This is a genomic window from uncultured Arthrobacter sp. (assembly GCF_902805515.1).
In the GTDB taxonomy this organism is placed as follows: domain Bacteria; phylum Actinomycetota; class Actinomycetes; order Actinomycetales; family Micrococcaceae; genus Arthrobacter_D.
This window is the reverse complement of the sequence record NZ_CADCTE010000155.1, coordinates 1-18578: the sequence shown is the minus strand read 5'-3', so window position 1 is coordinate 18578 and position 18578 is coordinate 1. Positions and strand designations below refer to the sequence as shown.

Sequence of the window (18578 nt, the reverse complement as noted above, 5' to 3'; positions counted from 1 at the left end):
GTCTCATGCTGCTCCGGGGCTTCCAGGTGCCCGAGACGCGTTAGGCGAAGACGGAAGGACGCGCAGTCACGGCGCACTCCCCTGGTCTTCGCGTCGAGCGGAAGCGAGGCCGGGGTGACCGACACCGAAGGATTTCGGGGTGGTGGGGAGACGGACGCCGATCAGCGCGGGTCCGCCGAGGCGTTCGGGACGTCGCTGGCCTCCAGCGGGCTCCTCGGTCTGGACGTCCTGGCGGCGAAGGTGGCAGGACGGCTGCACGGCGCCGCACCCTTGGACCTGGTGAACATGACCGTCCTCGACAGCGACGGGTACCTGACGGTCCGGGCGACCGAGGGCAACCGCACCAGCCACATATCAGGCATGCGCTTCGCCGGCGACGCAGGCATCGGCGGGCTGGCGGTCTCGCTGAACCGCACAGTGTCGGTGCGCGACTACTCCGCCCGCCGCGAGACCCGGCTCTTCACGGACGTCATGGTGGTCCAGGAGGGGATCCGGGGCGCCGCGGGAATCCCCATCGTGGTCCAGAACCAGCCGCTCGGGGTGCTCTTCATGGGCCGACGGAGCGACGAGAACATCACCAGCGCGGAGATCACCGTCTTCGAGGAGACCTCGGAGGCGATCGGACCCCTGCTGCTGGCCTCCCTGCAATGGGCGCGTGGCATGGAGGAGGCCCGAGCCGGCGAGCGCCAGCGACTGGCTGCGGAGCTGCACGACGACATCACTCCGCTGCTGTTCTCGATCGGCGCGGCAGCCGACCTCGCGCGGCGCCTCCTGCCCGCGGACGCCTCCGCGCTGGCGCAGATCGCCAGCATCGAGAGCATGGCCTCGGCTGCTGCTGCGCGAGCCCGGGCAGCCGTCCGGTCGCTGGCCCCGGTGGAGGCCAGCCGCCTGCTCGACCAGCGCATCCGTGCCGCGGTCGACAGGTTCACCGCGCGGTCCAGCGTCTCGGTCAGCCTGGCGACGTGCGGTGCGTCCGTCGACCTGGACCCGCAGACGGTCGACACGCTCACCGCGGTGGTCGCCGAGTCGCTCAACAACGTGGCGAAGCATGCCGCTGGTTCTTCGGCGGTGGTGAGCATCGTGTACGGACCGCGGAAGGTCTCCGTGGTGGTCATGGACGACGGCCCGGGACTTCCGCGCGATTTCCGGCTCCGGCCGATCACCGCTCCCTCGGTGGGCGAGCACTACGGCCTGTCCAGCCTGACCCACCGGATGGCCCTGGTGGGCGGATCGCTCGACATCGGCGGAAATGACGACGGCGGCGTGACGGTCCGCGCGGAGCTCGACCCAGGGACCCGGTGACGACCTCCGCGGCAGCCGACCGCAGGACGGTCGCGCTGGTGGACGACCATCCCATCGTCATCCGTGGGATGCGTCAGCTCCTGTGGGGGTCTGCCTACGACGTCGTGTGGGAGGCACATGATCGCGCGGCGTGCCTGGCCGCCGTGCAGGATGTGATGCCCGACATCATCATCCTCGACCTGCGTCTGGGGCAGGATCTCGGGCCCGATGTCCACCGGGAGCTGCGCGCCGCGAACGTCACCTCCCGCGTCGTCATCCTCACCGGCCATGACGATCCCGACCTGGTTCGCGGGTGCCTCGAGGCCGGCGTGTCGGGCGTGCTGCTCAAGGACTCCGGTGACCTGGACATCGTGCGGTCACTCGACCGCGTCCTCCGCGGTGAGGTGGTGCTCGACCCGAGGCTGAGCCGCAGCAGCCAGGGCGCCCACGCGGGGGACCTCGGGATGGAGCGACTGACCATGCGGGAGCACGAGGTGCTGCGCATGGTCGCCCGCGGCCTGACCAGCAGGCAGATCGGCGAAGAGCTCCACCTGTCGGTCAACACGGTGCGCAGTTACATGCAGGCGGTCCTGGTGAAGCTGGACGCCCACACCCGGACCGAGGCCATCTCCATCGCTCGTCGAGAACGGCTCATCTGAGCCCCGCACACCTCCTCAGCGACCCTGGAACGAGGCGGCCCTCTTCTCCGAGAACGCCTGCACGCCCTCGCGCGAGTCCTCCGTGAACTGCAGCATGCGCAGCATCGTCTGCTCGAGCCGGAGCCCGCTGCGCCGATCCATGTCGCGCGAGCGCAAGGCGAGCTCCTTGCACGCCTGGACAGCCAGCGGTGGCAGCTCCGCGAGCCGCCGCGCGTAGTCGTACGCCGTCGTCATCAGCTCGTCGGCCGCGACGACGCGGTTGACCAGGCCCCAACGCTGGGCCGTGGGCGCGTCCATGGTCTCGCCGAGCAGCAGCAGCTCCATGGCGATCGGATGCGGTAGTTGCTCCAGGACACGCTGCGTGCCGCCGTTGCCCGGAAGGAGGCCCCGCCGGACCTCGCTCAACCCGAAGGTCGCGTGCGAGGCGGCGACCCGGAGGTCGGTGGCCAGCAGGAGCGTCATCCCGCCGCCGAGGCAGTACCCGTTCACGGCTGCCACGACCGGCTTGTGGACCTCCAGGCCGCGATTGAGCAACTGCCCGCGCTGGGTGTTCCAGAAATCGGAGAGGTCCCCCGGCGACGGGATGAACGACTTCAGGTCGGCGCCCGCGCTGAACGATTTCTGCCCACTGCCCGTGATGACGGCTACCCGGACGTCGTGATCGTCGCGGACCCGTGACCACGCCTGCGACAACTCCTCGTAGGTATCGGCGTCCATCGCGTTGTGGCGTTCGGGACGGTTGATCGTCAGGGTCGCCACGCCGTCCTCGAGCTCCCAGTCGACGTTCATCGGGCGCCGCGCTCCCCGGACATCTCGCCGGCCGGAGCGGGCGCGTGACTGGCATCGATGATGTTCTGCGCCATCGTCAGGAGCGGGCCGTCCACCATGCGGCCCTGGAAGGTGACCACTCCGGACTCGGCTGCCGCGACCGCGGCGAGGAGCCTCGTGGCCCAGTCGACCTGATCGGCGCCGGGGCGGTAGACCTCCCGGATGATGCCGGTGTGCGACGGGTGGATCGCGACCTTCGCCACGAACCCCATGGCCACAGCCTGCTCGCACTCCTCGGCCAGACCGGCGGTGTCGGGGATGTCCAGGTACACCGCGTCCCACGCCGAGACGCCGGCCACCGTGGCGGCGAGCAGGACGCGGGCCCGGGTGTACTGCACGTGGGGCAGATACACGCCGTTGCGGTCACGACTGCTTCGTCCCCCGATGTCCGCGGTGAGGTCCTCTCCGCCCCAGAACAGACCCACGCAGGAGGGCGTCGATGCCAGCGTGACTGCCTGCTCGACCCCGCGCGCCGTCTCGCACAGGGCGATGGCAGCGAGGGGCGCGACCGCCTCGAGCTCCGCGGGAGTCTCGGCCTTGGGCACGAGGACGTAGCGCAGCGGTGAGTCCCGGAGCATCTCGATGTCGGCGGCCCCTTCGTCGGTCCGGGGGGAATTGATCCGGACGACCGTCCGGGCGGGTGGCAGCGTGCCCAGAGCCGCCTCGAGCATGTCCCGCGCGACGGCCTTGCGTTCGGCGGCGACCGCGTCCTCCAGGTCGATGATCACGGTGTCGGCCGCGGCCAGCGCCTTCGCGTATCGGTCCGGGCGATCGGCGGGGCAGAACAGCACCGCAGGCCCCGGTGGGAGCCGACGCGGGACATCGCCGGCCGGCGATCCTGGGCGAGGGAGAGTCACAGCAGCCTCCCCACTCGCTCGCCGTCGTAGAAGGCCAGGTCCACGTCGCGCGGGGCCAGGCAGTCCCCGATCCGGTGGAGTTCCAGATCAGGGGTCTGGCTGAGCGGCTGGTACAGGTCGTTGTTCGGCTGCCTCCCCATCACGAGGACGACGCTGTCCACGGGCACGTGCTCGCTGGGACCGCCCCAGACCGACGCCAGCTCCGCTCGGCCATCGGGCTCGACCCTCTCCAGGTGGGTCTGGGGACGCATGAGGACCTTCTTGGCCACCAATCGGGGATACACGTGCGGCAGGTCGAGCGTGCTCACCGTGTTGTGCCCCACGAAGAGGTGGCGCGTGACCACGTGGACCCGGCAGCCCCGGTCGGCGAGCAACTCGGCGATCCCGAGAGCGATGTAGCCCCCCGACTCGTCGACGAGCACGACGTCCTCGCCCGCGGCCGACGGATCGTGGATCACTTCCGCTGGGCTGAGGACGCGGGTGTGCTGCAGTCCGGGGATCGATGCTCGCTCGCCGCGGGCGATCGACCAGCCCGTCGTGGCGAACCGCGACCCGGTGGCCAGGACGATCGCGTCGGCGGGCTCTGCCGCAAGGGTCGAGGTGTCGAAGGCGACGCCCAGCTCGATGCGCACCCCCCGTCGGTGCAGCGACCGCGTGAGGGTGTCGATGACCTTGCTCCACTCGGTCCGGCTGGGCAGCTCCGCCGCCAGCGCGACCTGCCCCCCGAGACGGTCGTCGCGCTCGTAGAGCACCACGTCGTGACCCCGCGAGGCAGCGACGTCGGCGGCCTTCAGACCGGCCGGCCCGCCGCCGATCACCAGGACCTTCTTCGGGGAGTCAGCGGTGCGCAAGGTACCCAGGCCCCATTCGGCTTCCCGGCCGACCGACGGGTTCTGGGTGCAGCTGAGCTCGCGGCCCTGGAACACGCGGTTGATGCACCCCTGGTTGATGCCGGCGCATTCCCGGATCTCGTCGAGGCGGCCCGAGCGCGCCTTGGAGACCAGCTCTGCGTCGGCGATCTGGGCTCGGGTCATGGCGATGACGTCCACGTGACCCTCGGCCACCAGGCGAGCGGCCGCGCGGATGTCCGTGACGCGACCGGCCATGAAGACGGGCACGTCCACCAGCTTCTTGACCCGCGCGGCGTACGGCACGAACTGCTCGCGCAGGCCGCTGGACATCGGCGCGATGAAGTTCTGGATCGCGTAACCGGCCCCGCCGGTGATGTTGAAGTAGTCGTAGAGCCCGGTGGCCGAGAGCACCCGGACGATCCGCTCGCCCTCGTCAGCATCGATTCCTGCGCCGGTCGGGTGCATCTCGTCGAAGGAGAGGCGGATACCCAGCGGGAAGTCGGGGCCGCACTGTTCACGAATGGCGGTCGCCACCTCGATGGCGAAGCGGCAGCGATTCTCCGTGCTTCCGCCGTACTCGTCCTCACGGCGGTTGTAGAGGGGCGAGAGGAACTGCATGGCGAGGTAGCCGTGGGCGGCATGGAACTCCACGCCGTCGCAGCCCGCCGCCTGGGCGTTCGCCGCGGTCTGCAGGTAACCCTCCACGAGTGCGGCGAAGTCACCGGCCTCCATCGGACGGGGATGCTCCCCGTATCCCATCGACGGGACGTCGGACGGCCCCCAGAGCTCCCTGAAGTTCCACAGGTCCTGGTTGCCGACGTCTTCGGCACCCCAGTGCGCCAGCTGCACGAAGACCTTGGTGCCGTGCGGGTGCACCGCCTCGGCAAGGCGGCGGTAGCGGTCGCGGGCTTCGGGTCGCCAGCCCTCCGCTCCACGCGCCGAGTGCCCGAACGACGAGCGGTGCACGGTCTGCGCGCCCGTGATGATCAGGGCAGCGCCGCCTCGGGCACGATCCTCCCAGTAACGGATGCTCTTCTCACCCAGCACGAAGTCCGGAGCACCGTAGTTGTGCTCGTGTGCCGACTGGATGACGCGATGGGGCAACGTCACCGACGAACCGATGGTTATCGGATTCCACAAGGCGTCGAGTGACGCGCCGGCGTCACCGTGGGGGGCTGCTACGGACATGGTGGCCTCCTGAAGTCAGGTAGGAGCTGCACGACGTCATCCGACGCGGCTGAGGGACGGTGGCTCGGCGACGCGCTTGGTCGGCCGTCGCATCGACAGCCACCAGGCGTTCAACCCCGGCGCGGCCGCGAAGGCCACGACGAGCAGCAGGCCCCCGGTGGCCAGGCTCGAGACGTACGTGGGCGTGGCCAGCACCGTGAGCAGCTCACGCAGCAGGCTGAGGGTCAGGATCCCGGCGGCGATGCCGAGCACGGTGCCCGTGCCGCCGCGCAGGCTGACCCCGCCGAGAAGGACCGCGGTCAACGCGAAGATCAGCGGATCGAAGCCGGGGTCGGGGGTCGCAGCGGCGAGACTCAGGGCCAGCATCGAGCCACCGAGAGCGGACAGCAGCGCGGAGAGAACGAAGAGCACCACCAGGATGCTGTCAACCCGGACACCGATGCGGAGGCTGGCGCGCCTGTCGCTCCCGATGGCTCGGACGTCCCTGCCGAAACGCGTGTAGGTCATCGTGACCGCGATCGCCGCGACGGCGAGAATGGCGATGATCGACCGCAGCGAGAAGATCTCCAGGTATTGGCGGTCCAGGACATCGGACACGTTCAGGTTGTTGTACGGAACCGTCTTGGAGTCACTGATGGTGGCAGTGAGTCCCAGCAGTGCGATGTACACACCCAACGAGACAGCCGCGGAGGGAAGCCGGAACCACGCCACCAACGCTCCCTGCAGCGCACCGATCAGCGCGGCCAGCACCAGGGCGGCGAGGAGGCCGACGACCGGATCGTCTGCGCCCAGCTTGACCGCCACCAGTCCGGCGAAGGCATACGTGCCGAGCACGGACAGGTCGAACTCGCCCGCGATCATCGTGAGACCGAGTGCGACCGACAGCAGACCCAGTGAGGCGAAGACCTGGAAGAGGTTGTAGTAGTTGAAGCTGGTGACCTGCTGCCCTGCCACCACCGGGAGGACGACGAAGACGAGCAGCATGACCACCAGCAAGACGTACGGCAATCCCCCGCGACGGCTCCGGCGCGCCAGTCTTGCCATTCCTGGACGAGTTGTCATGCGATGCTCCGCTTCCGCCGCTGGGCAGCCACGACCACGAGAACGACGACGATGCCTTCGACCAGGACACGCACACCTGTGCCGAAGCCGCGCAGCAGCAGCATGTTCGCGATCGTGGCGATGATGACCGCGCCCAGCACGGCCCTCGCCGCCGATCCGCGCCCACCGATGACAGAGCTGCCACCGACGATCGCGGCCGCGATGGCGTCGAAGGTGAACGTGCCACTGACCGCCAGGTTCGCGTTCTGGTTGAACCCGGCCAGCAGGATCCCGGTGATCGCCGTGCAGAGCCCGGCGACGGCGAACGCGACGGTCACCAGCTTGCCGGTGGGCAGGCCGGCCGCCCGGGCCGCTGCCTTGTTCTCGCCCACGAGCTCCACCTGCCGGCCTGTGGCGGAGTAGTGCAACCAGCACTGCACCAGGAGCGCCACCGCGAGGAACACGTACAGGGGGAACGGCAACCCCAGCACCGACCGCGTCAGGAAGCCGATGTCGACCCCGTCGGGAACCTGCACGCTGCCGGGCAGGAGCCAGGTGACCGCCCCGACCTGGAGCGCCCCCGCCCCGATCGTGACGATGATGGCGTTCCCGTCGAGCCTGCCGACGATCGCTCCTTGCAGCGCGAACGTCGCATAACCCGCCACCAGGGTCAGGAGCACAGCCAGGACGAAGCCCACATCGGGCAGCAGGTACAGGAAGAGCATGGACGAGACAGCCGCCGACGTCCCGATCGACAACGAGAACAGGTTGCCGCTCAGCATGATGACGACCGTGCCGACAGCGAGGATCCCGGTGAAGGAGACCGAGCTCAGGATGGCTCGGGCGTTCGCCACCGAGACGAAACCGTCGGTGGTCAACGCGAGCGCCGATACGGCGACGAGGACGACCAGCCCCCAGAGCATCCGAGGCGCGCTGGACGACGGTCCGCGGCGCTCCGAGGGGACAGGGGCTCGCACGGTCGTGTCCGGGTCCGCAGCCGTGACGTTCTCCGCGGTCACGCGACACCTCGCACGGAGGAACCATGCGTCGTCTCGGCCAGGATCGTGGAGGCGTCGATGTCGGACCCGCGGTGGGTGGCCACGACCCTGCCGCCGAACATGGTGACGACCGTGTCGGCCAGGTCGAGCACCTCGTCGAACTCGGTCGAGACGAAGAGGACAGCTGCGCCACCGGCCGCGGCTCGTCGGACGAGGTTGTGGATCTCGGCGCGTCCGGCGACGTCGACGCCTCGGGTCGGCTCGTCCAGCAGCAGGACCTTCACCTCGGGATGCTCGAGGCAGCGACCGATGAAGACCTTCTGCTGGTTCCCACCGCTCAGCGAGGACACCGGGTCCTCGGCCCGCTTGGCATCGATACCGACCAGCGCGCAGAGCTGACGCCCGAGATCACGAGACCGCTTGGCGCTGACGACGCTGTGCCGACAGGTCTGTCGAGGGCGGGTCGCCACGAGGTTGCGGGTGATGCTCTTGTCCAGGAACAGTCCTTCGCTCTTCCGGTCGTTCGAGACGAAGGCGATCCCGGCCCGTGCCGACCGGATCGGCGTCCCCAGTGGGGACCCGGGGTGCCCGTCGACCGCGACCTCCCCCGTGCAACTGGGTACCAGGCCGGCCAGGGCGCGGACGACGGAGCTCGCACCCGAACCGATCTGGCCGGCGATCCCGACGATCTCCCCCGCGCGTGCCGTCAGGTCGACGAGGGAGAAGAGCTGGGGTGCGGCCAGGCCGCGCGCCGTGATGACGCTGGGGGCGTCGCCGTTGCCCTCCCGCCGGGGAATCCTGGCTGCCTCGACCGCCCCCTCGTCCAGCATGAGCCGGACGATCCCGGCACGGTCCATGCCGGCCACGGGACGGGTGGCCTTCCGCCGCCCGTCCCGCAGGACGGTGACACGGTCGCAGAGGTCCAGCACCTCCCCCAACCGGTGCGAGACGTAGATCACGCTCCGCCCTTCCGTCAGCAGGTCGCGCACCACCGTGAAGACCCGCTGGATCTCGACATCGCTCAAGGTGGCCGTCGGTTCGTCGAGCAGCAGGATCTGCGCGTCCCGGCTGAGCGCACGGGCGATCTCGACGAGTTGGCGCTCGGCGAGGGAGAGCTCGGCGACCAGCGTGTCGGGATGGATGTGCGCAAGTCCCAACCGGGTGAGCAGGCTGGCGATCTTCCCGTTGCGATCGGTCGCGGCGCCGAAGAATCGCGCGTCACGTCTGCCCAGGTGGATGTTCTCCGCCACGGTGAGGGCGGGCAGCAACGTCAGTTCCTGATCGACCACTGCGATGCCACACACCTGTGCATCTCGTGGACTCGACAGCGAGACGAGTGCGCCGTCGACGAACACCGCCCCGGAGTCGGGGACGACCTGCCCCGCGATGGTCCGGACCAACGTCGTCTTCCCCGCGCCGTTGTGACCGAGCAGGGCATGTGCTTCACCCTTGCGGAGCTCGAAGGAGACGTCATCGAGCGCTACCAGGTTGCCGTAGCTCTTGGTGACCTGGCGGACCTCGAGTGCGAGCCCGGTGGAGATCTCGGAATCCAACAGGTCAGATGACACTGCAGGTGTCCTTCCACTCTCCCACGTTCGCCCTGGTGATCCGGACCTCTTCCTGAATGATCTCCTTCTCGATGGAGCCCTTGGTGAGGTACTCGTTGACCCACTTCTGGACGAACTCCGAGTAGCGACCGGGGGACTCCGTGCTCGTGCCGTACTGGTCGCCGGCCTCGATGTTGTCGATGCCGACCTTGTAGCAATTGCTCGAGACGACCACGAGGCCCTTGTTGGCGGCGCCCACCGTCACGCCGGCCTGCTTGGCGGTCTGGATGATCGCGTTGGCCAGGTCGTCACTCATTCCGAACGCACCCTGGATTCCGCCCTTGTCCCGGTACTTGGCGAACAGCTGCTGGGAGATCTGCGCCGCCTTCTGCGGATCCCAGTTGGCGTCCTGGGTCTCCACGACCTTGTACTGCGGGTTCTGGTCCATCACGCTCATGAAGCCCTGCATCCGGAGTGGGACCTCGATGGTGCCGGCGGTACCGGTCACCGCCACGACATTGCCCTCGGTGACGCCGGCTTCCTTGAGACCCTCGATCAAGTTGAGGCCGGCGTTCTTGCCGAGCTCTACGGCGCCCGGCTCGACGGAGGAGGTGATGTAGGGCTTGCCCTCGGGCGCGGGAGCGCTCACGACGTTGATGATCGGGATATCGCGCTGCTGGGCACGTCGCATCGCGGGCACGAGGGCACGTGCATCGGCGGCATACAGGATGATGAGGTCTGGATTCTGGGAGATGGCCTGGTCGACCTGCTGGCTCTGGACCGCGGCGTCGAACTGCGACTCCAGATAGGTGACGTCGGCGCCGTTGCTGCGGAGATCGTCCATGATGCCGTGATTGAAGACCTGGCACCAACGGTTGAAGTCTCCGCAGGAGATGAGGGCCACGCTCTTGCCCTCGACGGATCCTGCCGAATTCGTCGCACCTGCCTCACCACCTCCTCCGCCGCACGCACTCATGGCAAGAACGAGTGCGATGGCGGGAGTGAGCAGATGCGTTCGCCGAGATACCTGCCGGACGCCGGTGACAGACATGGGATCATCCTTTGTTGGGTGTCGGTTCAGGAGGCATGGAAAGCGGCTCGGATGGCCGCGTGCGCTTGAGGTCGGCTGCGCCGTTCACGAGGGCCGGAAGCGCTCACACCTACTCCGGCGTGCGTGCGGCTCCCGCTGCCCGGGGAGCGGCCCACGATGTGATCCGCGGACCGGAGAGCGAGGGCAACGGTCTGCAGCGTCGGATTGCAGGCATTCGGCTCGGAGAGAAGTCCGTTGCCGCCCACGTACAGGTTGTCGACGCCCCACACCTGCGAGTTCACGTCGGCAACCGATGTGCCGTCGTCGCGTCGTCCCATGCGGTGGGTGCCACTGAGGTGCAGGGACGTCCCGCCGATCGGCATCGTCGGGGTCCACGGCCGGCCCCTGCGCGTCAGTGCCTCGAACAGCCGGACGTGATCCAGGATCATGGCGTCCCGCCGCTGTCGGGCACCGTCGTCGAGCCGGAGAGTTCCTCGATAGGCCGGCAGCCCGAAGGCATCGACGCGGGTGGGGTCGAAGTGCAGGCGGTTGGCGGGATCCGGGCTGGTCGACCCGAAGCTGATCAGATCTCCGGTCTCCGCGTCCGGCACGTCGGGAAGGCTCGGGAGGTAGGGCGTCCGGCTCAGCTGGGTGTGCCACGTGCGGTCTCCCCGGACCGGGATCCACACCGAGAAGGGGGCGTCGTCAGCGGGTGCACCCGTGAAGACCTCGGAGCTGAGGGCGACTCGGGTCATCAACATCGGGTGATCCATCAGATAGGACCCGAGCGCCTCGTTCGCCAACCCGGAGGCCTGCAACAGCTGAGGTGTTCCCACGGCGCCCGCGCAGACCACGTACTTCTCGGCCCGGACCATCCGGGCGACTCCCCCGCCGGCCGGGTGCACCTCGATGCCGATCACCCGGCCGAATGCCAGCACGACGCGACGAGCCACGTGGCCACTGAGCACGCTGGCGTGTGCCGGCAGATCAGCTGATTCGCCCAGCAGCAGGTCGTCAGCGCCGACGAAGCGCCGGTCCGCGCCGGTGCCCACTGCGGCCGTCGGCATGGGCTGCACGCCACGGTCGGCGGGGCCTGCGGGCAGGAGTCCAGCGATCCGCCGCTCGAGCCGCTCGCCTCGTACCGATGGCTGGACGCCGACCGACAAGGCAGTGCGGGCACGTTCCAGCAGGTGCAGCCACTGCTCCGCGGGAACGGCGCGGTTGCGCTCGCTCGCCTCCGGCTCCGGGCAGTTGTTGAACCAGAGGGCCATCCCACCGCCCGGCCCGTGGGAGACGCGGAACCCTTCGATGTCACCGTGGTCTCCGGTCGAGCGTCCATGGTGGCTGAGGTTCGTCCGCATCACCTGACCGAACGCCTGGAGACCGTCGTCCCCCGGACCGTCATTGCGGAGATGGCGACCGAATCGTCCCGGGGTGGTGTGTGGTCCGGCTTCGACAAGGACCACCGAGAGCCCGGCTCGCAGGACTTCCCCGGCGATTGCAGATCCGGCGGCGCCGGCGCCGATGACTGCCACATCGGCATTCATCTCATCCATCAGAACAACACCTCCCTCTGCATCGATCCGTTATCGAAACGCCTTCCCGACAGCGTCCGGCCGTTCCCGGTGCACCGATCAGCAGGCGACCAGGACAATGGAAAGGAGAACGACCTCACGCGACTCATCTCCTTGCCGACGCCGACAGAAGGTCCCGTGAGTGGCGGTGACGCACATCACCGGAACGTTGGGAAAACGTAGGGCGGGGAGTGAGCCCTCGACAGATGCAAATGCAGGTACTTGAGGCGCGGGGCGTGGACCGCCGGCTAGCGCGCGGCCTTCCGGCCACGGACAGTCAGCGATCGATGGCGCACGTCGTCCATGGCCGGCCCGATCCGTACCGGTGGTCAGCTCACAGCGGCGGGCGGTGGGACCCGCCCGTCACCGCGGACCGCTGCGTGCGTCCCCCGCAGCACCAGCGATGGCCTGATCCGCCGCTCGACCGGCGCCCGGTCCGGGTTCTCCAGCCGGTCCATGAGCAGCTCGACCGTCATCCGGGCGAGTGCCTGCAGGTCGCAATGCACGGTCGTCAGCGCGACCAGCGGCCAGCCGGCCATCGGGATGTCGTCGAACCCGATCACGGTGAGGTCGACCGGCACCGAGATCCCGCGCTCGCGGGCAGCCGAGAGCACGCCCAGGGCCACGACGTCGTTGCCGCACACGATGGCGGTCGGCGGCCTGCCCAGACGCAGCAACTCATGCGCGGCCGCACGACCGGCGTCGTGCGTGTACGGCGCCTGGCGAGTCAGCTCCCGCCGCACGCCGATGCCACGGCCTCGCAAGCCGGCGGCCAGGCCCTCGGCCCGCTCCTTGCCGGTCGAGGTGTCCACCGGCCCCTGGATCACCCCGATGCGCTCGTGCCCGAGAGCGGCCAGCAGATCGCTGACCTGCCGGGCGCCGGCGGCGTTGTCGATTCCGCAGCAGGACGCCTCGGGCTGGTCCAGGAGACGGTTGGCCAGCACGTGCGGCACGCCGCGCTCAGTCAGATCGCGGGGCAGGGGCGAGCGCCTCCGCGTCGTGGTGAGGATGACCCCGTCGTAGGACCCGTCGGTCAACGCGTCCAGGCCCACGGGGTTCCCGTCAGCGTGATCTGCCACCAGAACCGTCCGGTATCCCCGGTGCGCGAGCTCGCGACGGAGCGGTTCGACCAGTTCGGGGTAGTAGGGGTTCGTTAGCTCTTCGGACACGATGGCGATCCGCTGAGTGCTGCGCATCGACAGCGAGCGACCCCGGTCGCTCGTCACGTAGGCGAGTTCGCGCGCGGCCTCCAGCACTCGCTCCCGGGTCCCCGGGGACGTGCCGGGCAGGTTCCGCAGCGCCCGGGAGACGGTGGGCTGCGACACCCCGGCCAGCCGCGCGACGTCGAAGCTGGTCACCTTCCGAGGCATGAACCCTCCTTTGCCACGACGCGACGGCACGATGCCGCAAGCGAGCAACGTCGATGTTGACAGGTATACGTATACACAAAAGCCTGGGCCTCCATCCCGAAGGAGACCCGCCATGAGCCAGACCTTGAAGTCCGCACCCGCGTCCACGGGGGACGCTGCCCGTCAACTGGATGTTCGCGCGACCGTCGTCGACGTCATCGCCGCGATCCGGGAGCGCGGCGACGCCGCCGTCCGGGAGTACTCGGAGCGATTCGATGGATGGTCGCCGTCCAATTTCCGTCTGGAGGCCGACGAGATCGAGAAGATCATCGCCACGGTGCCGCACCAGGCCATCGCCGACATCGTCACGGTTCAGGAGAGGGTGCGGAACTTCGCCCAGCACCAGCGCGACTCACTGCACGACTTCGAGGTGGAGACCGAACCAGGGGTTCACCTGGGCCAGAAGAACATCCCCGTGGCCGCCGTCGGGGCCTACGTGCCGGGTGGTCGCTACCCGCTCGTCGCGTCGGCGCACATGACCGTCGTCACGGCGAAGGTGGCGGGCGTCTCCCGGGTCACCGCGTGCACCCCGCCCATCAGGGGGGAGATTCCGGCCGCGACCATCGCCGCCCTCCACCTGGCCGGCGCCGACGAGATCCTCCTCCTCGGCGGCACGCAGGCCGTCGCGGCCATGGCCATCGGTACCGAGACGATCGGCAAGGTCGACCTGCTCGTCGGACCGGGGAACGCCTTCGTGGCCGAGGCCAAGCGTCAGCTCTTCGGCGAGGTCGGCATCGACCTGTTCGCCGGCCCTACTGAGATCCTGGTGATCGCCGACGCCGAGGCCGACCCCTTCGTCGTCGCCGTCGATCTGCTCAGCCAGGCCGAGCACGGGCCCGACTCCCCCGCGGTCCTGATCACCACCTCGGAGTCCCTCGGCCGCCGCGTGATCGCCCTCATCGAGGAGATCCTGGTCGACATGCCCACCGCCGACATGGCGGGGCCGGCCTGGCGCGACCATGGTGAGGTCGTGGTCGTCGGCGACGTCGACGAGGCGTACGCGCTTGCCGACCGGTACGCCTCCGAGCACGTCCAGGTGCTCACAGCGAAGCCTCGTGAGGCACTCGAGAAGATGCGCAACTACGGCGCCCTCTTCCTCGGCGAGGGCACCTGTGTTTCCTACGGTGACAAGGTGATCGGCACCAACCACACCCTTCCGACGCGTGGCGCCGCCAACTACACAGGCGGCCTGTGGGTGGGCAAGTACCTCAAGACCGTCACGTACCAGGAAGTCACCGACCAGGCGGCCAGCGCGGCTCTCGGCGAGCTGTGCGGCCGGGCGGCGCGGGTCGAGCTCTTCGAGGGCCATGCCCGTTCCGGTGACGTGCGCGCCCACAAGTACGCCGGCGCGCCGCTCACCTGGGCCCCCCGAAGCCTGTGACGGGCACCTCGCCCGACGGTGCGTCCGGCGAGCTCGTGGCCGGACGCACCGCGCTGGTCACCGGCGCGGGAAACGGTCTGGGCCGGGCGATCGCCCTCGCCCTGGCCGCGCGGGGGGCCCGCGTGCTCCTGACCGGCCGGCAGCGGGACAAGCTGGCGGCGGTGGCTGGGGAGATCGGTGCCGCCGCGACCGTCGCGACCGTCGACACGGCGTCCCCGTCGTCGGTTGCCGCGCTGGCCGCTTCCCTGGCCGACGAGGACATCTCGATCCTGGTCAACAATGCGGGCATCGCCGGGCCCGTGGCGGCCCTGTGGGAGGTCGAACCGGCCGAGTGGGACGACGTCTTCGCGGTCAACGTCCGCGGCGTCTACCTGATGTGCCGGGCCTTCCTCCCACCGATGATCGACCGCAGGTCCGGCGACGTCGTCAACATCGCCTCCGTGAGCGGGAAGCGGCCACTGGCACGGCGCACGCCGTACACGGCGTCCAAGATGGCCGTCATCGGCCTCACCTCGACGCTGGCACACGAGACGGGGCCGTTCGGCATCTGCGTGAACACGGTGTCCCCCGGTCCGGTCTCCGGACCGCGCATGGCTCGGAACTTCGCTGCGGAGGCGGCGCGGACCGGGCAGACGGCAGCGCAGGCCGAGGAGGAGTTCGTCGGACGGTCGGCACTGCGGCGCATGGTCACCGAGGACGAGGTCGCGCGGGCCGTGCTCGCCGTCCTGAACATGCCCGGACTCACGGGCGCCGACATCGACGTGTCGGCTGGAATGGTCGCCCGCTGAGTCGCAGCGGAGGTACGCCGGTCGGCTGCTGCCGACCGGCGTACCCGCGAGCACTCAGGGGATCAGCACGAGGCGGTCGCGGACGCCGCCCGCCTCGAACACGCGGTGAGCCGAGGCGACCTCCTCGAGAGGCATCGTGGTCACCCCGGGCAAGGTCACCGCGCCCGACTCCACAGCGGAGACCAGCTCGGCGAGCTGCTCCTCATCGTTCTGCACCCACACGGTCACCTGACGGATACCGCGCTCCAGTTCCGGCTCGATCCCTCGTACGGTGATGAAGGCTCCCCCGTCCCGGATCAGCCTGACCGTCTCCTGCCCGAGCATCGCGGTGTCGATGACAGCGTCCGCGCTCCGCTCGGTCAACTCCCCCACCTCGGTGACCACCTGGTCGGCGCCGAGGGACGTCAGGAACGCCGCGTCGTCCTTGCTCCGCACCCATGCCACGACGCGGTGGCCCGCGTTGTGCGCCAACTGCACGACCATCATGCCCAGCCCGCCGGCTGCTCCGGTCACCACGACGGTGCCACCCGAGGCGGGCTGGACGGCGGCGAGGACCTGCAGGCTGGTCAAGCCGTTGAGCGGCAGCGTGGCCGCCTGCACGAGGTCGGTACCGCGCGGAGCCGGGGCGACGGCCTCGACCGGGAGGACGACGAACGCGGCTTGCCCTCCCCGCTGCTGGGGCGCCATGCAGAAGCCGACCACACGGTCCCCGACCGACAGCCGGTCCACGCCCGCGCCGATCGCGTCGATCTCTCCGCTCACGTCCATCCCGAGGCCGTACCCGGGCGAGTCAGGAATCGGCAGGCCGTACAGCCCCGCTCGTGCGTTGATGTCGGTCCGGTTGACCGTCGCTGCGGCGACGCGGATACGAACCTCCTGTTCGCCGGGCTCGGGGGTGGGCACGTCGGCGACGCCGACGAGCTCATCGCTGCCGAATTCACGGAACACCACTGCGCGCATCGTTGGATCCTTCGCTGGGTCGTCGACTCGTGTTGGAACGGTCGGTCCAGATGCTAGCGGCTGGCGACCGATCGTTCCAGATCCGCCGCGGGTCCGGCTCGCACAGGATGCGCGCGGGTACCCTGGGTACGTGTCCAGAGCCAAGGCCTTCGACCCGACGGCCAAGATCGACGACGCCATGCTGTTGTTCTGGGCCAACGGTTTCGAGGCGACGGGCGTGCAGTCCATCGTGGACAACCTGGGCATCAGCCGTGGCTCCTTGTACGCGACGTTCGGCGACAAGGACGCGCTCTGGCATCGCGCCCTCGAGCGCTACTGCGAGAACATGACGGCATATCTGGGCGCCGTTCTCGAAGACGAGTCCCGGCCGGGGCTCGTCCGCGTCGAGCAGGTGCTGAACGACGTCATCGATCCGCCGGTCGACCGCCCCTGCGGTTGCCTGTTGACCCGCGCCATCACCGAACGAATGGCGGAGGACCCCATCACCGCCGGCATCGTGCAGGCTCAGCTGATGCGCGCGCGGGGGTATCTGTTGACCGCACTGAGTTCGGCGCAGGACAAGAACGAGATTCCTGCTCACTTCTCCACCGACGACCTCGCCGACTTCTTCTTGTCGGTGCTCGAGGGCCTGTACGTTCTCGACGCGGCGCGTTCCGCCACCGAGCCGATGCGCGCCACCGTTCGAGTGGCGATGCAGTCGGTCAGAATGGCTTCGTAGGCGGTCTTCGACCTGCCCGCGAACACCCGAGGCGACCAGACACCCGGGCGAGCCGGCCGCACCTGCGTGCGAGGTCCTACCCCACCGTCCTGCTTCCGGGCGTGACTGGGTGCAGATGCAGGTGTTGCTCCGCGGGTGACCGTGACACGGTGCCGATCGACCAGCTGCACCTGGACACTCTGGAGGACCGCCTACATGGCCACAGCAGTTTTCGACTTCACCGGGTCTGTCGTGCTGGTCACCGGAGGAGGCGGGTCGGCCATCGGACGCAGCATCGTGGGCGCCTTCCTGGATGCGGGCGCCACCGTCGCGGTCTCCGGCCGGCGATCGGACAAGCTTGCCGAGGTGCTGAGCGGTCGCCCGGCGGACACGAGTGCGGGGTTCGCCGCAGACCTCACCGATCCGGCGGCGGTGCGCGGCCTCGTCGATGACGTGGTGGCCCGCTTCGGGCGCCTGGACGTGGTCGTCAGCAATGCCGCCGCGTACGAGGCCGGAGATGTCACCGAGCTCGACGATGATGCTTGGGCGGCCATGCGCGCCACCAACGTGGATGCCTTCTTCCACCTTGCCAAGGCCGCGCTGCCGCATCTGGAGCGCTCGGGCGGCTCGCTGGTGGCGATCTCCTCCGTTTCGGGCCTACGGGGCGACTGGGGGCAGGCCGCCTACGCCGCGACCAAGGCGGCTGTGACCAACTTCGTGCGGTCGCTGGCCTTGGACTGGGGTGGTCGGGGCGTGCGTCTGAACGCCGTCGCCCCGTCCCTCACCGCCACCGATCTCACAGCGGGCATGCTCGCGGACGGCGCCGTGGTCGCGGCCTTCACCAATCGCACCGCTTTGGGAAAGGTGGGGCAACCGGAGGACACCTCGCCGGCCGTGCTCTTCCTGGCCAGCGAGAGCGCACGCAACATCACAGGTGCCGTGCTCGCCGTCGACGGCGGTGTGACTGCCTCCACCGGACAGCCTCACCTGGGTTAGCCGGCGCAACGGTCGGGAGCGGTAGCGGCGGCCGACCCGCGGCATCCTGCTCAGGCGCGTTCGTGCCCACACAGTGCTCACCATCCATGGTCGCGCCCTAGAAGGGGAAGGGGCTCCGGCCGGCGTCCGCGCTGTTCAGACCCCACGAGCTCCTACGATTGCGACATGACCGAGAGTCCGTCCGTACCGCCGATCGTCTCCACGGCTTGGCTCGACAGCCAGCTCGACGACGAGAACCTGCGCATCGTCGACGCGACGATCACCCTGCGGCCGCCGGACGACGCAGGTGCAGGGTGGACGACGGTCGACGGCTTGGCAACGCACCAGGACGAGCATCTCCCGCGCGCGCAGTACGCCGACCTGCTCCGCGACTTCTCCGCACCGGTGGGACGCTTCGCCCGCCCACCGCTCGAGCAGCTCACGGAGTCGCTGCAGCGACTCGGCATCGGCGCGGACTCGCGCGTCGTCATCTACGACCGCGCGGGAGCACGGA

At 69.3% G+C, this 18578-nt stretch carries 16 protein-coding genes and 1 pseudogene; 7 read left to right on the top strand and 10 right to left on the bottom strand.

Features of this window, described 5'->3' with window-relative positions; all coding sequences use genetic code 11:
* Positions 1 to 114 precede the first annotated feature (114 nt).
* Together QZX79_RS14165 and QZX79_RS14160 are read left to right on the top strand one after the other, a co-directional pair.
* Entirely contained in the window at positions 115 to 1302 is a 1188-nt protein-coding gene (locus tag QZX79_RS14165) for a GAF domain-containing protein (RefSeq protein ID WP_294569131.1), read from the top strand.
* A complete protein-coding gene (locus tag QZX79_RS14160) occupies positions 1299 to 1940 on the top strand; it encodes a response regulator transcription factor (RefSeq protein ID WP_294569129.1) in 642 nt (213 codons plus the stop codon). The genes QZX79_RS14165 and QZX79_RS14160 overlap by 4 nt, the downstream gene beginning before the upstream one ends.
* Positions 1941 to 1955: 15 nt before the next feature.
* Here the strand turns inward: QZX79_RS14160 and QZX79_RS14155 are convergent, their stop codons facing one another.
* From QZX79_RS14155 to QZX79_RS14115, 9 genes are all read right to left on the bottom strand, one after another.
* Entirely contained in the window at positions 1956 to 2729 is a 774-nt protein-coding gene (locus QZX79_RS14155; RefSeq protein WP_294569127.1) for an enoyl-CoA hydratase/isomerase family protein, read from the bottom strand.
* Positions 2726 to 3625, bottom strand: a complete 900-nt coding sequence (locus QZX79_RS14150; RefSeq protein WP_294569125.1) for a CoA ester lyase — start codon at positions 3623 to 3625, stop codon at positions 2726 to 2728. The genes QZX79_RS14155 and QZX79_RS14150 overlap by 4 nt, the downstream gene beginning before the upstream one ends.
* Complete coding sequence (locus QZX79_RS14145; protein WP_294569123.1) at positions 3622 to 5664, bottom strand: FAD-dependent oxidoreductase; 2043 nt, start codon at positions 5662 to 5664, stop codon at positions 3622 to 3624. Before QZX79_RS14145 ends, QZX79_RS14150 begins: the two co-directional genes overlap by 4 nt.
* A gap of 36 nt (positions 5665 to 5700) precedes the next feature.
* A complete protein-coding gene (locus tag QZX79_RS14140) occupies positions 5701 to 6672 on the bottom strand; it encodes an ABC transporter permease (RefSeq protein ID WP_294569121.1) in 972 nt (323 codons plus the stop codon).
* Between the two features lie 50 nt (positions 6673 to 6722).
* Positions 6723 to 7724: an ABC transporter permease gene (locus QZX79_RS14135; RefSeq protein WP_294569119.1), complete on the bottom strand. Its 1002-nt coding sequence runs from the start codon at positions 7722 to 7724 to the stop codon at positions 6723 to 6725.
* Positions 7721 to 9271, bottom strand: coding sequence for a sugar ABC transporter ATP-binding protein (locus tag QZX79_RS14130; protein ID WP_294569117.1), 1551 nt, complete (start codon positions 9269 to 9271; stop codon positions 7721 to 7723). Before QZX79_RS14130 ends, QZX79_RS14135 begins: the two co-directional genes overlap by 4 nt.
* Positions 9261 to 10301, bottom strand: coding sequence for a sugar ABC transporter substrate-binding protein (locus QZX79_RS14125; RefSeq protein WP_294569116.1), 1041 nt, complete (start codon positions 10299 to 10301; stop codon positions 9261 to 9263). The genes QZX79_RS14130 and QZX79_RS14125 overlap by 11 nt, the downstream gene beginning before the upstream one ends.
* A gap of 26 nt (positions 10302 to 10327) precedes the next feature.
* Positions 10328 to 11836 carry a GMC family oxidoreductase N-terminal domain-containing protein gene (locus QZX79_RS14120; protein ID WP_294569115.1) on the bottom strand — a complete coding sequence of 503 codons (1509 nt, stop codon included), beginning with the start codon at positions 11834 to 11836 and terminating at the stop codon, positions 10328 to 10330.
* Between the two features lie 347 nt (positions 11837 to 12183).
* Positions 12184 to 13224, bottom strand: coding sequence for a LacI family DNA-binding transcriptional regulator (locus QZX79_RS14115; protein ID WP_294569114.1), 1041 nt, complete (start codon positions 13222 to 13224; stop codon positions 12184 to 12186).
* Positions 13225 to 13336: 112 nt separating this feature from the next.
* Between QZX79_RS14115 and hisD the strand changes: the two genes are divergently transcribed.
* Positions 13337 to 14644 carry a histidinol dehydrogenase gene (gene hisD / locus QZX79_RS14110; RefSeq protein ID WP_294569112.1) on the top strand — a complete coding sequence of 436 codons (1308 nt, stop codon included), beginning with the start codon at positions 13337 to 13339 and terminating at the stop codon, positions 14642 to 14644.
* Positions 14641 to 15432: an SDR family NAD(P)-dependent oxidoreductase gene (locus QZX79_RS14105; protein WP_294569110.1), complete on the top strand. Its 792-nt coding sequence runs from the start codon at positions 14641 to 14643 to the stop codon at positions 15430 to 15432. Before hisD ends, QZX79_RS14105 begins: the two co-directional genes overlap by 4 nt.
* A 54-nt stretch (positions 15433 to 15486) precedes the next feature.
* Here QZX79_RS14105 and QZX79_RS14100 read toward each other — a convergent pair whose 3' ends face one another.
* Entirely contained in the window at positions 15487 to 16392 is a 906-nt protein-coding gene (locus tag QZX79_RS14100; protein WP_294569108.1) for an NADP-dependent oxidoreductase, read from the bottom strand.
* Between the two features lie 130 nt (positions 16393 to 16522).
* Here QZX79_RS14100 and QZX79_RS14095 point away from each other — a divergent pair, with 130 nt between their 5' ends.
* The 3 genes and pseudogenes from QZX79_RS14095 to QZX79_RS14085 all read left to right on the top strand — a co-directional run.
* Positions 16523 to 17110: a TetR/AcrR family transcriptional regulator gene (locus QZX79_RS14095; protein ID WP_294569106.1), complete on the top strand. Its 588-nt coding sequence runs from the start codon at positions 16523 to 16525 to the stop codon at positions 17108 to 17110.
* Between the two features lie 195 nt (positions 17111 to 17305).
* Positions 17306 to 18085, top strand: coding sequence for an SDR family NAD(P)-dependent oxidoreductase (locus QZX79_RS14090; protein ID WP_294569105.1), 780 nt, complete (start codon positions 17306 to 17308; stop codon positions 18083 to 18085).
* A 165-nt stretch (positions 18086 to 18250) separates the two neighbouring features.
* Positions 18251 to 18578, top strand: a pseudogene (locus QZX79_RS14085) (hypothetical protein); the annotation flags it as partial.

What these genes read in the sequence shown, in the direction of transcription:
- QZX79_RS14155 (WP_294569127.1), bottom strand. Translation starts at nt 2,729, where the DNA reads ATGAACGTCGACTGGGAGCTCGAGGACGGCGTGGCGACCCTGACGATC.
- QZX79_RS14145 (WP_294569123.1), bottom strand. Translation starts at nt 5,664, where the DNA reads ATGTCCGTAGCAGCCCCCCACGGTGACGCCGGCGCGTCACTCGACGCC.
- QZX79_RS14125 (WP_294569116.1), bottom strand. Translation starts at nt 10,301, where the DNA reads ATGTCTGTCACCGGCGTCCGGCAGGTATCTCGGCGAACGCATCTGCTC.
- QZX79_RS14120 (WP_294569115.1), bottom strand. Translation starts at nt 11,836, where the DNA reads ATGGATGAGATGAATGCCGATGTGGCAGTCATCGGCGCCGGCGCCGCC.
- QZX79_RS14115 (WP_294569114.1), bottom strand. Translation starts at nt 13,224, where the DNA reads ATGCCTCGGAAGGTGACCAGCTTCGACGTCGCGCGGCTGGCCGGGGTG.
- hisD (WP_294569112.1), top strand. Translation starts at nt 13,337, where the DNA reads ATGAGCCAGACCTTGAAGTCCGCACCCGCGTCCACGGGGGACGCTGCC.
- QZX79_RS14100 (WP_294569108.1), bottom strand. Translation starts at nt 16,392, where the DNA reads ATGCGCGCAGTGGTGTTCCGTGAATTCGGCAGCGATGAGCTCGTCGGC.
- QZX79_RS14090 (WP_294569105.1), top strand. Translation starts at nt 17,306, where the DNA reads ATGGCCACAGCAGTTTTCGACTTCACCGGGTCTGTCGTGCTGGTCACC.